Origin of the sequence: Pseudobutyrivibrio sp. UC1225, assembly GCF_900115215.1 — a bacterium.
Lineage (GTDB): Bacteria > Bacillota > Clostridia > Lachnospirales > Lachnospiraceae > Pseudobutyrivibrio.
Genome location: NZ_FOVQ01000002.1, coordinates 298644 through 312219, shown reverse-complemented (window position 1 = coordinate 312219; position 13576 = coordinate 298644). Strand labels below are relative to the sequence as shown.

General features: G+C 39.5%; 10 protein-coding genes and 1 tRNA gene. 2 read left to right on the top strand and 9 right to left on the bottom strand.

Annotated features, from left to right (window positions below; translation table 11 throughout):
- Nucleotides 1-14: 14 nt before the first annotated feature.
- The 3 genes from metK to BMZ41_RS04270 form a co-directional block, all read right to left on the bottom strand.
- On the bottom strand, nt 15-1259 hold the full coding sequence (gene metK, locus BMZ41_RS04280; RefSeq protein ID WP_090527129.1) for a methionine adenosyltransferase: 1245 nt from the start codon (nt 1257-1259) through the stop codon (nt 15-17).
- Nucleotides 1260-1380: 121 nt separating this feature from the next.
- A complete protein-coding gene (locus tag BMZ41_RS04275; protein ID WP_036951617.1) occupies nt 1381-1524 on the bottom strand; it encodes a YezD family protein in 144 nt (47 codons plus the stop codon).
- A 21-nt stretch (nt 1525-1545) separates the two neighbouring features.
- A tRNA-OTHER gene (locus BMZ41_RS04270) sits at nt 1546-1616 on the bottom strand.
- 422 nt (nt 1617-2038) lie between these two features.
- On the opposite strand from BMZ41_RS04270, the gene BMZ41_RS04265 reads away from it, so the two are divergent.
- The gene (locus BMZ41_RS04265) at nt 2039-2635 is read left to right on the top strand and encodes a 5' nucleotidase, NT5C type (RefSeq protein ID WP_090527127.1); all 597 of its coding nucleotides are present in this window, start codon (nt 2039-2041) and stop codon (nt 2633-2635) included.
- 48 nt (nt 2636-2683) lie between these two features.
- Here the strand turns inward: BMZ41_RS04265 and BMZ41_RS04260 are convergent, their stop codons facing one another.
- The 3 genes from BMZ41_RS04260 to BMZ41_RS04250 all read right to left on the bottom strand — a co-directional run bounded on the left by BMZ41_RS04260 (nt 2684) and on the right by BMZ41_RS04250 (nt 8874).
- Nucleotides 2684-6427, bottom strand: a complete 3744-nt coding sequence (locus BMZ41_RS04260) for a lipocalin-like domain-containing protein (RefSeq protein ID WP_090527125.1) — start codon at nt 6425-6427, stop codon at nt 2684-2686.
- 267 nt (nt 6428-6694) lie between these two features.
- On the bottom strand, nt 6695-7861 hold the full coding sequence (locus tag BMZ41_RS04255; protein WP_090527123.1) for a PP-loop family protein: 1167 nt from the start codon (nt 7859-7861) through the stop codon (nt 6695-6697).
- A gap of 113 nt (nt 7862-7974) precedes the next feature.
- Nucleotides 7975-8874 carry a LysR family transcriptional regulator gene (locus BMZ41_RS04250; RefSeq protein ID WP_090527121.1) on the bottom strand — a complete coding sequence of 300 codons (900 nt, stop codon included), beginning with the start codon at nt 8872-8874 and terminating at the stop codon, nt 7975-7977.
- A gap of 160 nt (nt 8875-9034) precedes the next feature.
- Between BMZ41_RS04250 and BMZ41_RS04245 the strand changes: the two genes are divergently transcribed.
- Nucleotides 9035-10150, top strand: coding sequence for a 5-methyltetrahydropteroyltriglutamate--homocysteine S-methyltransferase (locus BMZ41_RS04245; protein ID WP_090527120.1), 1116 nt, complete (start codon nt 9035-9037; stop codon nt 10148-10150).
- Nucleotides 10151-10304: 154 nt separating this feature from the next.
- Here BMZ41_RS04245 and BMZ41_RS04240 read toward each other — a convergent pair whose 3' ends face one another.
- From BMZ41_RS04240 to BMZ41_RS04230, 3 genes are all read right to left on the bottom strand, one after another.
- Nucleotides 10305-11213: an AraC family transcriptional regulator gene (locus BMZ41_RS04240; RefSeq protein ID WP_090527118.1), complete on the bottom strand. Its 909-nt coding sequence runs from the start codon at nt 11211-11213 to the stop codon at nt 10305-10307.
- Nucleotides 11214-11246: 33 nt separating this feature from the next.
- Nucleotides 11247-12059, bottom strand: coding sequence for an ATP-dependent sacrificial sulfur transferase LarE (gene larE / locus BMZ41_RS04235; RefSeq protein ID WP_090171337.1), 813 nt, complete (start codon nt 12057-12059; stop codon nt 11247-11249).
- Between the two features lie 136 nt (nt 12060-12195).
- Nucleotides 12196-13569, bottom strand: a complete 1374-nt coding sequence (locus BMZ41_RS04230) for a sodium-dependent transporter (RefSeq protein WP_090527116.1) — start codon at nt 13567-13569, stop codon at nt 12196-12198.
- Between the last annotated feature and the right edge of the window lie 7 nt (nt 13570-13576).

The following is a 13576-nucleotide window of genomic DNA, read 5'->3' as shown; positions in this document are numbered from 1 at the left end:
TTTTACCTTTCTACCTATACTGCTACTGCATCTCTGGCTTCAGAAATATGCTGAACAGCCAGGTCAACTCTTATATCTTCAAAAATCTTCTTAATCTCATCCACCTTGTCTAAATGCTCCCAAGGTAAATCCACATCGGTCCTGCCAAAATGTCCATAAGCAGCAGTCTGCTTGTAGATTGGCCTACGAAGATTAAGGGCATCGATGATTGCTGCTGGTCTGAGATCAAATACTCTTTCAATAATTTCAACAATCTGTTCATCATCAATCACTCCTGTTCCAAATGTGTCTACTGCAATTGATACTGGCTTAGCTACGCCGATTGCGTATGCAAGCTCAACTTCGAGTCTCTTTGCGACTCCTGCAGCAACAAGATTCTTTGCTACCCAGCGAGCTGCGTAGGCTGCAGAACGATCAACCTTTGTTGGATCCTTTCCTGAGAAAGCACCGCCGCCGTGACGACCTGTGCCACCATAGGTATCCACGATAATCTTGCGTCCTGTCAGTCCTGCATCTCCCTGTGGACCGCCGATAACAAATCTTCCAGTTGGATTTACATAATATATGGTGTTTTCGTCTAGGAGTTCTTCTGGAATTACCGGCTTTATGACGTATTCAATTACGTCTTTACGAATCTGCTCAAGAGTTACATCCTCAGAATGCTGTGTTGAAATAACAATGGTATGTACTCTCTTTACAGTCTGTCCATCTTCTGCAAACTCTACTGTTACCTGAGATTTTCCATCTGGTCTAAGGTATGGAAGTGTTCCATCCTTTCGAACCTTTGTAAGCTGTCTAGTAAGACGATGAGCAAACGAAATAGCTGGTGGTAAATACTCTGGTGTTTCGTTTGTTGCGTATCCAAAAATGATTCCCTGGTCACCTGCTCCTGTTCCAAAATCTTCCGTCACTCCTTCCTGTTTTGATTCAAATGCCTTATCAACTCCAAGTGCAATATCTGCTGACTGCTCATCAATTGATGTAAGTACTGCAATTGAATCTGCATTATATCCATCAACGTTATTTACATAACCAATCTCTCTGATTGTTTCCTTAGCAACCTTTGCAATGTCCACGTAAGCCTTTGTTGTAATCTCTCCTACAACAAGAGCTAGTCCTGTTGCCACTGTTGTCTCAGCAGCGACTCTAGAATATGGATCCTGAGCAAGTAGCTCATCAAGGATTGCATCAGAAATTTGGTCTGCAATTTTGTCTGGATGTCCCTCTGTTACTGATTCTGATGTGAATAACTTTCCCATGTTCTTTTTTTCTCCTTTTGTTTCTTTTTTGTTTTTTATAGAAAAAAAGAGGCTCAAGAGCACAGCGAATGAAACCGTGTTCCTGAACCTCTAGTTGTCTAGTCAGTTCTAAATCTTTTCTTTATAGCCTTATTTTTTCACTTTTGTCTATCTGGATGATTTTGCCATCCTGAATGATGATGTTTACGGAGCCATATTTTATGGACTCGATGTAATCTTTGATTTTTGCCAGTTGATTTTCAGTTACTTCTTTTACTTCTGCCATTTTCTCTCCTTTCACCCTCACTGGTGCCAGATGGATTCGAACCACCAACTTCAGCGATGCCTCGCCTATGCCTTTCCAGCGGCTATGACACCAAAAAAGACTTAAGGTCCTTAGCTAAAAGCTTTGGTCTTAAGTCTTCTTAAAAGAATCAATTCGTATATACGATATTTTAAAACCTATTGCTTTTGCCTATATCTTTTTTTAGTTTTATTCATACAGACTGTTATACAAGTACAACAAATAGAAGTCTGACAGCAGGCCTTACACATACAAGTATTCATCATAGCTGTAGAAATTGTTGTTCTCATTTAGTCTGTTCCTTTCAAATTATTTTTGTAAGTATTTTTATTTCCTACTCACTTACTAGGTTGATAGGATTATATGCGACACCCCCTATATAAGTCAATACTCCTGGTTACTAAAGAAAATTAGAGCCGGCTATAAAATGAGTTTATAGCTAAGGCCTGTTATGGTATCATTGTGATGCTATTAAACTGACAAATGGAGAACGCACATGAATATTTACGTAGATTTTGACGATTGTCTTTGCGAAACAGCCCTTCACTTTTCAGGGCTTGTGAAGGAAATGTTTGATAAGGATGTACCTTACGAGAATATACAGTTTTTCAACTTACAGAAGTCCTTTTCATTGACTGAGGAGCAGTATCAGGAAATGATGATAAAGGCTCATACTCCTGAAGTACTATTAACTTATGAGGAGACACCTGGTGCTTCTGAAACAATTAATAGGTGGCTGGATGAAGGCCATAATGTATCTATAATCACAGGCAGGCCATACAGCGCCTATGAGGCTTCACGTCAGTGGCTTGACGAACATAACCTTCAACGAGTAAAGCTCTACTGTCTCGATAAATATGGACGTGACAGCTTTATTAAAGACAGTGAATTTAGCTTAAAGCTGGAAGAGTATTATAAGATGCACTTTGATTATGCTATAGAGGATTCTCCACTCGCCTTCAAATTTTTTGATCATTTACCAGCTTTAAAGGTAATGGTATTTGACCGCCCATGGAATCACAATGCAGAACTTCCAAATGATAACTATCACAGATGTATAGACTGGAAAACTATTAGAGAATTAGTGAAATAAAGCAGGAATGGCACAGGTCAAACGACCTGTGCCTTATTCCATGAGGGATTATTTATTTTTTCTAAGTAAGTAAGCTGTTGTAGCACCACCGAAGGCTATTAAGATTATTATTACTATAGGGACAATTCCAAAACCATTTGAGTTTATCTCCTCTTCAAGGGCAGCTTTTGCTACCTCCTCATCCTCAATAGCTTCCTCTGTTACTGACTTTTCTGACTCCCCGGAAGCCACTGAAGCTTCCTCTGTGTTTTCAGCAGTATCATTTTCTTCTGTCTCTTCTGTGTTTGCTTCTTCTGAGAGTTTTTCTTCGGTTGTATCTGTTGTTGACTTTGTTGCTTTAGTCTTAGTTACCTTGTTTGCCTTGTTACTAGCAATCTTAGTGTCACCTGCTAATGGCACCTGAGCTTCTGCAACTGTTGTAACTGTATTATTAGCTGCAGGCTGAGCTGACACTGCGGTAGATGCGCTATTTGAGCTTGATGAGCTGCTCTGATTAGATGAGCTGCTCTGATTAGATGGCGCTGGCTGTGGTGTTGGAGCTGGCTCAGAATGTGCAGGTTCCTCCACTGGTACTTCTGCAGGTTCCTCTGACTCCTCCTGCATAAGCTCTTCAGCACTTGGTCTTACCATAGTAAATAATGAATTTGCACCTGCTATACTGTAGCCCTTACCATTATTGACACTTAATGTCACTCCATCTGCAAAAATATTAGACTCAGCTGCTTTTACCTCCATTGGAGAAAATGCTGATTTTATTTCATCTACTAATTCCTCAATAACCTCTTCCACTTTATCAAGAAGTGTTTCCTCTGTTGGAATTTCCTCAGACTTTGTTTCCTCACTCTCAGCATCTAATATTTCCTGCTCAGCATCTTCAGAATCTTCCTTGTTTTCTTCTTTGATTTCTTCCTCTAAATCTTCTTCAGTTTCCGAAATTTCGATTTGCTCTATTTTTTCTTCATCAGCCTCTGAGGCTAAAAGCTCATTTGGAACGTTTACTGAATACCAGCCGTTTCCTATGTGAACCATTGCTTTTCCTGGTTCCTCACCAAAACCTACTGGATTTCCATCAGCATCTACAGCATAAACATTTGCTTCCTCATAGAACTCATCGTCCTCTAGTCTAATGTAAACCTTTGTCATTCCCTCTGCATCAGGCTCCTCCTCTGCTATAGGCTTAACCTTATGCTCTGGCTCTTTTGGCTCATCTTCTTTATTATCCATATATGTTGCATCATAAAGACTACTTATCTCAGATGCTGTCAGTGCAGTATCGTATATACGAACATCATCAAATAAAGCATTTCTACAATCCTCATCTGACCAAATATCACCTGCACCAACCATTATATGATTAGCATTCTGAATTGCTGCATTTTTGCCACTGAAGCAATTAGAGATATCCTTCTTGTCGTATACAATCTGGTTACCATTTAAATAAACCTTGATACCCTTTGTATCCACTGTATATGTTACCAGCTGCCATTTACCTGTTAATTCTCCATAGGCAATTCCTGGAACCGCGTCAGAATAATCATTTGCATTGATTCTTCCTATCAGATTAGCACCGATTCTTGTCATAGGATAATTGCCTGTAACTGCACCACCTGAAACCATATCTGCTTCAAAAAGAGCACTGTGCTCCCAGGTAGAAGCATCAATATTTACCCACATGCTTACAGTGTAGCCAGACTTATCAATATCCTTGAATAGTTCGTTTGGCAAAGATAAATAATTAACCTGCTTATTCCCTTCACTATTCTCAACTTTCAGGACCTCCCCTCTAGTCTCATCATTGATTACAGAAGCTGTTCCCATTAATGTTGCATTTCCACCTACTACTGAGGCACCAGTAGCTGAAACACTTGTCCCATCTACATTTTCAAAATCATATCCTGCAATAATATGTGGGCCATCGTATACCATTATCTCATACTCTGCAGTCCTAGACTCGGCACCGCAAGTAATTGTTGCTGTAAGCTTTACCTTTGTATCTACTGATGGAACTGATACTACACCCTCGTTTGATAGTACAGCTGGTGTATCTGAGCTCCAGGTGATAGTTGCACCTGAAAGAGTCTTTGGAAGAGAAATGTTCTCTCTTGTTGTATCTGGAAGCATCCCTGCCAGCTGATCGATAACCTTTCCAACCACAAGATCTTCTGACTCTTCAAATTTACTTCCCCACACGGCCAGATTGTTATTTCCAATAGCTGTAAAGGTCATTGTCTTTTCATCATTATCATTTGACTGCTCAAAGAAAACGCCCTTATAAGTAGCATCACCTATATTTAATGTTACATATGTATAATCAGCAGCATCTGCCATTGTCCAAGAGCCTGTTTTGTCACCTGAAATAGTACCATCTTCATTCAAAGTAACTGATTCAGTAGAAATCATGCTGCCATCCTTTTCAGCATTTCCATGATTTACAAACTCATAGCTTCCAACTACATCGTCCTTTGTATACTTCTGAATCTGCTCATTACGATTTTCGTATACTGCTGTTACAAGCCAGTCATCTTCATTTAAAAACTGCTGTCTAACTCTAACCTCATGGCCTTCACCACGAGAAGAATCCAAAAATCTCTGATGATAGAAAAGATAATACTTTCCATCGTCGGTAATCATTGCTGAGTTATGACCAGCTGCTCTATATCCAGGCTGTCCATAGAACTGATAATTACCAATCAGCTTTACGCCATATTTATAGCAATTTACACCACTTCCACCGGCCTCATTTCCAGCTGGATCAACATATGGACCATAGACATTTTTTGAGCGGAAGAGACGCATGTTATATCCGCCAGTTGTTGTAAGTCCACCATATGTTTCGTACATGTAGTAATAACCGGTATTCTTATCATATTCAATGTATGGACCCTCGCCAGACTGGTGATTTCCACCTGCAATATGAACACCAAAATATCTATCCACATAATTACCACTTGTTTCCTCTACTCCATCTGTTCCAGGATAGATTGCTTCACCTGTTGTCTTATCAAGCTCTAAAATAAATAATCCACCTGACCATGAGCCATATACCATATATAAATGCTCACCTGTGGCATCAAAGAAAAGAGTTGGGTCAATAGCATTTGGAGCATAATTATTGTTCCAGCTACCGTCCTTATTAAAGCATTTCCATGTGGATACATCCCCATCAATTACACCATCTGCAATTAAATCATTAAAAGGTAAATAGTCATTAGTATAGGTTGTATCTCTCTTGCTATTGCCATCGTAATTTACGCTTCCTGTGTTTGTGAAGCCTGAATATACTACTGTTCCACCATACTGGTATCCACCATCATAGCTCTTCGATACCATATAGCCAATGCAAGAACGGCGCCATGTAGATGAAGCACTGTAATAAAGCATGTACGCTCCCTTGCTTCCATCTTCCCAAACATAATCTGGATTGTAGATTACATCTGGAGCCCAAACTGCATAATTTCCACCGGCACAGTCGCCGTCGTCATATCCTGCCCACTTAAATGACTCTGCAAGATTTTCTCTTAAATTTCCATAAATTACATTGCCGCTAACATCCTGATAATCTCTCGAAACCTGTGTCCAGTTGACTAAATCATCCGAAGACGCTGTGGCAATATGTGAGCCAAATACATAGTATTTGCCATCTTCTGCAAAAATAGATGGATCATGTACTGACACTCTTGAAATGTTTGAAGCAGCCTCTGCCTTCATTGCCCCTAGGCCAGTTAGCTGCGCGCCTGAAGTAGCCATAACAATGGATAATCCCAATGCCACGGCTTTTTTCATTTTCTTCATTTGTTCCCCCTTCTCCTTTTAGTTTAGCATTTACTAAACTATTTCAATATTATATTTCCTAAGTCAATTTTATAACCCATTTTATACAATTTTTCAACATTGCTTGTTAAAAATATGCCTTGTTATATGATATTTGTTAAAATATTTTAATTTTTATTGCTAATTTTTATCTATTTTGCTCTATTCTTTTTCAAAAGGTTATGAAAAAATAAAGGCCTAGCCAAAAAGCCAGACCTTAATTAATCTTTTTCTTAGATATTTATTTTTTTACTCATCATAGGTATCAAGGAAATGATGCTTCACGCCATCCTGCTTGTATGCTATTACTGTAGCCAGATTTACATTTTCCACGCTGCGGAAGATATTTGACTCCACATAAGGATTAGTCTTTTTAAGCTCAGCAATGAGATTTCTTGTCTCAAGACGCTTTGAAGCGCTGGTGCCATCCACCGAACAGCTGTCACAGGTCTCTGTAAAGTGACATGCACACTGTAAGAAGTGAAGTCCATTGTAACGCTGCCATGCAATAATATCATCCTGTCGAACCAGATAAAGAGGACGAATCAATTCCATACCTTCGAAGTTTGTTGAATGAAGTTTCGGCATCATAGTCTGAACCTGTGCACCATAAAGCATGCCCATGAGGATAGTCTCTATAACATCATCATAGTGGTGTCCCAATGCAATCTTGTTACATCCAAGCTCCTTTGCCTTTGAATACAAATGACCACGTCTCATTCTTGCACAGAGATAGCAAGGATTCTTATCCACTGTATCAACAGCATCAAAGATATCACTCTCGTAAATCACAATAGGAATTCCCATAAGCTTTGCGTTGCTCTCAATAAGCTGGCGGTTTACAGCGCTGTAGCCAGGATCCATAACAAGGAATGTAAGCTCGAAGTTTACCTTCTGATGACGCTGTATTTCCTGAAACAGCTTTGCCATAAGCATGGAATCCTTACCACCGGAAATACAAACACAGATGTGATCTCCCTCTTTGATAAGTTCGTATTCCTTACAAGCTCTGGCAAAAGGAGAAAACAATGTCTTATGAAATTTCTTTCTAATACTCTTCTCTATTTCAGCAGTCTGAGCGTGAAGCTCAGCTTCGCCTTCTGCATCCTGCTGCTCCATAAGTGCGGAAAGATAGCTGTTATAGCCACCCTTGAGACTTACTGCATCAAAACCATTGTCGCAAAGAAGCTCCGCATCCTCTATTGAAACCTGTCCTCTGGTGCAATATAAAACAATCTGCTTTGATTTATCTAGGCGAGACACAACACCATCCAAATCAGTATCAAATAACTCATGTGTAATGCTTACAGCACCAGGAATCATGCCATATTTTAGACTACCTTCATTGCGGATATCTACTAGAATGTAGCTACCTTCCTGAAGCTCTGTTAATTCTTTATATGTTATTTCTTTCATTAAACGTTCCTCTTATACATAGCAAAAGCAGATGGCTAGCATCTGCTTTATTCTCCTATCGACTAACTAGGTAGCTATATAATATTTGCTTTCCTTCCTTTTGTCAAATAACATCACCTACAGCTGGCCTTCAGCATCTCAATATAATTTCCTGTCAGCTTTGAATGAGTTATTCCAGAAGGCAGAATATACCCGATTTCCATATAATCATCCACCTTCAAAGGCTTTGCTATAATGCTTGGCCCATTCAGTTCCTCACTGATAACACCGCTACAGATTGTATATCCATTGAGACCAATTAGCATGTTGAAAAGTGTAGCACGGTCCCTTACAATAATCTCCTTGTCGCAATCCACAGTACTGAGAATCTCCTCGGAAAAATAAAAGGAATTGTGGCTGCCCTGCTCATAGGAAAGTCGTGGGTATTCCTTCAAATCATCAAGTGTAAGTGACTTCTTCTTAGCCAGCGGGCTGTCTTTTCCAATAAACACATGGGGCTTTGCCTTAAAGAGGCTGTGGAAGGTGAGACCATTATCCCTAAGAGTCTTTCTGATTACCGTCTCGTTAAACTTATTCAGATACAGGATTCCTATCTCACTTCTGAGGTGAGCCACGTCATCTATAATGTCGTAGGTCTGTGTCTCTCTCATGTGAAATTCGTACTTATCCCCACCATATCTTTTCAAAAGTTCAACAAAGGCTTCCACTGCAAAGGAATAATGCTGGGCTGAAACACAAAAACGCTGTTTACCTGTACTTTTCCCAGTGTATCTTTCATCTATAAGATTAGTCTGCTCCAATACCTGGCGGGCATATCCTAAGAACTCATCCCCCTCGGGAGTCACTTCTATTCCCTTATTAGAACGGTTGAAAATCGTAATATTATATTCACTTTCCAGTTCTCTGATGGCAGATGTAAGACTGGGCTGAGCTATAAAAAGCTTCTTTGCCGCTTCGGTAATATTCCCTGTATCTGCCACAGTAACCGCATATCTAAGCTGCTTTAGAGTCATTATCATTCTCCTGATAACATAGATTTTTTTTAATTATAGCCATTATCATAGATTTTATCTATGGTTATCCACTCATTTTTAATATTTTACCTATATACTCACTAGGCATATAATCCATTTCAACAAACACGCGACAATTACAGCGAAGGGAGACATAATAATGAGTACAATACAGACACCTTACAGATATGACTTCGTAGGAAGCTTCTTAAGACCACAGGCATTAAAGGAGGCAAAGGCAAATTTCCTTGCTGGAAAAATTGCTGAATCAGCCTATGATCATGTAGTGAACAGAGAAATTGAAAAGGTTGTAGCCAAGCAGAAAGAGCTTGGATATCATATCATCACAGATGGTGAATTCAGAAGAACATTCTGGCACCTTGATTTCATGTGGGGACTTGATGGAGTTGCCCATGAAAATACTGGTGGCGGAGTTAGCTTTAACGGCGAGCTTGCACTTTTGGATGATACTTATCTTGTGGGCAAAATCAAAGCGAAAGCTCATCCTTTCGTGGAATATTTCAAGTTCCTAAAGCAGTTTGAGGATGAGAACACAGTTGCAAAATACACAATCCCAGCACCTGCTCAGACATTCCAGCAGATGATTATTCCAGCAAACTACGAGACCACAAGAAAGTTTTATCCAACAAATGAAGAGCTTATTCAGGATATTGGTGTTGCTTACCAGGATGTTATCAAGCAGTTCTATGAGGCAGGCTGCAGAAATCTTCAGTTTGATGACTGTACATGGGGCGCCATCGTAGGTGATGCGGCAAAGCAGCGCTATGCATCTCTTGGAATTGATATTGAGGAAGTTAAGAAACAACTCCTCCAGGTAAATAATCTTGCTCTTGAAAACAAGCCAGCTGATATGATAATCACATCTCATATTTGCCGAGGCAACTACCACTCTACTTTCTTCACCAGTGGTCCTTATGATTCAGTTGCCGACTACGTATTTGCGAAGGAAAATGTAGATGCTCTTTTCTTGGAGTATGATGATGCCCGCTCAGGTGGATTTGCTCCACTTGCAAAGGTTTCACCTGACAAGAAGGTAGTTCTTGGTCTTATTACCACTAAGACACCAAAGCTAGAGGACAAGGAAACAATCATAAAACGTATTCACGAAGCAGCAAAATATATCCCGCTTGATAGATTATACTTAAGCCCTCAGTGTGGCTTCGCTTCATGTGAAATCGGAAACAAGCTTACTGAAGATGAACAGTGGGCTAAGCTGAAATTAGTCAAAGAAATAGCAGAAGAGGTTTGGGGCTAACCCAAACCTCTCATTTATTGTCCTATAAATACAGAAGAAGCTCGGGGCTGAACCAAGCTTCTTCCGCGTAATGTGGTGATAAATATTCAGAATAAAGATTACATGCAATCTTTATGTCGTCTACTAAAGTATATAGCGAAATATAAAAATATACTTATCGATTTTTGACATGTAAATTATCATATTTTGCTAAATATGGATTACTTTTTTCGAACAGAGTTCGATACTCCCCTGGGGACATTCCCTTCTCTGCCCTGAATACCCTGTTAAAACTAGGGATACTCTGAAAGCCCGAAAGCATGGCAATCTCAGTTAGAGGTTTGTCCTCTGTAGCCAAAAGTTCCGTGGCCTTCTCAAGCCTTATCATATTTAGCCATTTACTGTAATTCATTCCCGTAGCATCTTTAAAAACTCTTGAAAAATAATCTTTACTAATTCCAGCCATCTTAGCCATATTAGCTTGTGACAAATCATCAGCAGTAAGATTATTCTTTATATAATCTGTAACTAATACCATCCTGCGATATATATCGCCATAGCCACTGATTTCATCTAATTGCTTTAATTCTGGGACAAACTCATTCTTGTGCTCGTCGAGGGTAAGCATAAACTGCATTAGAAGCATGCAGCATCTAAGCTCCTTATCGGGAACATCTGACATGAAATACTCCTTCATTCTATAAGCTATAGCTGTAAGATTTGCCACCAGTTCACGATGTGTATTGATACAAATTACATGCAAATTCCTATAAAAGTGCATGATTCTCTGAAGATCAAACAATGAATTTACAAAGGCATTACTGAATCTGATAATCAATGTATTTTCCAAATCAGCATCAATCACTTCGTGCATTTCTCGAGGCCACACCAGTACAAAATCCCCCGGAGCCAGATGATATGTATCCTGATTTACCTTAAATACATTACTTTCCCCTGGCGCAACAAGTATTATTTCTCCATGAGAATGCCAATGTTGTTTGTAGCTTCGCCCCTTTGTACCCATAGATAAATTAAATGCACTTATACTTTCAAAGTCTTTTTTAACGTACTGACTGTAATCCATAAACCCTCCTATGTATATACCTACCTGTAAATATCATAAATCAAGCGTTTCGTTCATACTACCAGTACGATAGCCACGTAAATCAAGTGCAACATAGGCAAATCCGTATTCCTTGAATGCATCGTAAATACGTAATCTCAAGTCCTCATCAAGCATTCTGCCAAAGTCCGCAGGCTGCAACTCAATGCGGGCAACGTTCTCTCCGTGAATACGAACTCTGAACTGATTGAATCCCATATCCAAAAGTAGCTGCTCCGCCTTATCAACCATACCAAGCTTCTTTTCTGTAATAGCCTCACCATAAGGGAATCGGCTGGAAAGACATGCAAAAGACTGCTTATTTGCTGTTGGAAGTCCAAAATGTGCTGAAAGCTCTCTGATTTCCTGCTTCGTAAATCCGATTTCTCTCAGTGGGCTCTTTGCACCAAGCTCTGCCACTGCCTGAAGGCCTGGTCTGTAGTCTCCATCATCATCAAGATTGGAACCTTCCACTACATAAGCTATGCCCTCAGCCTTAGCTAAATCAAAAATCTTCGAAAAAAGCTCGCGTTTGCACAGATAACATCTATTTGGCGGATTTTGAGAAAAGCCTTCTATCTCAAGCTCCTCTGATTCAACAATAAAATGTCTCACACCAATAGCCTTGCAGTAATCCTTGGCCTCATTCAATTCACGCTTTGGAAATGAGCATGATGAAGCTGTTACCGCAATTACGTTATCTCCAAGTGCCTCGCGAGCTGTAAAAAGCAAAAATGTAGAATCTACTCCACTGGAAAAGGCAACTGCCACTGACCCCAGCTTTTTGAAGTAGTTCTTTAATGCTTCATATTTATCTAATAAAACCATTTAATCATACCTCTAAATATATTTCTTTTCCTCTAAGTATAGCGAAATAAAATAAATTGGCAACAATTAAATGGAGCCTAATAAAGTGAAAAAGTCGCCGATGACTAAAACATCGACGACTAAACTATCAAATAAATTACATGCTAATGATTCCAAAAACATTTAACACGGCACTTACAAGGATAATCAATACAAAAATTGGGCAAAGGCACTTAATCATAAATCTGAAAATACCTTTTCTCTTAAATGGATGATTCTCCTGCTCCACCTCTGCCTCCAGCTTCTCTACTGTCATGAATCTAGTGATAAGAACACATGTAGCAAGAGCTGCGATTGGCATCATTACTGAGTTTGTAAGGAAATCAAAGAAATCCAAAAACTGCATTCCAATGATTGTAACATCAGCAAGTGGTCCATAGCCAAGTGATGAAAGGCTGCCAAGTACAAACATGATAACAGCCATAATATTAACACCACGGTGTCTGTCCCACTTAAACTCATCTGCAAATGTAGAAACAGCACTCTCTGTAAGAGCGATGGCACTTGTTACTGCTGCAAAAAGTACCAATGCGAAGAATGCGATTCCGATTACTCTTCCAAATCCCATGCTTGCGAAAATCTTAGGCATAGTGATGAACATAAGTGATGGGCCTGCCTTAAGCATGCTCTCATCTCCATGTGAGAATGCAAAAACAGCTGGGATAATCATAAGGCTGGCAATAACAGCGATTGCTGTATCAAAAATCTCTACCTGCTTTGTTGATTCCTCGATGCTGACTTCTTTTTTAACATAAGAGCCAAATGTAATAAGAATACCCATAGCAATCGAAAGGGAATAAAACATCTGGCCCATGGCAGTAACGACGGTCATAATTGAAAAATGCTCAAAGTTAGGAATGAAAAGATACTTCACACCACTTAAAGCACCTGGTCTTGTAACTGAGTAAATACAGATAACCACTGCAAGCACTACAAGAATTGGCATTACAATCTTGGATACTCTCTCAATACCATTTTCAACGCCAAGATATATTACAAGTAAAACTAAAAACGTAAATACGATAAACCAAATCTCAGTCTCTTTACCATCTGTGATGAAGTTTACAAAGAAATTGTCCCCTGCAATAGCATTCACATCTCCGCGAATATACTCAAAAAGGTATTTGCAAACCCATCCACCAATAACTGAATAATAAGGCACGATTAAGATTGGGATGATGGCATTAATCCAGCCACCAATCTTCATAAGCCTATTATTGTGACTCAATCCGTTGAATGCACCAACGGGACTTTTATTTGTAGCTCTACCAATAGCTGTCTCAGCAACTATCATTGTATAACCAAATGTAAGAGCCAAAAGCACATATACAATAAGGAAAATTCCTCCACCATACTTAGCACATAAATAAGGAAATCTCCAAATATTTCCTAAACCTACTGACGCTCCCGCGGCCGAGAGCACAAAACCTATTTTTCCTGAAAAGCTACCGCGATTTTCCTGTTCCAAAATATTACCT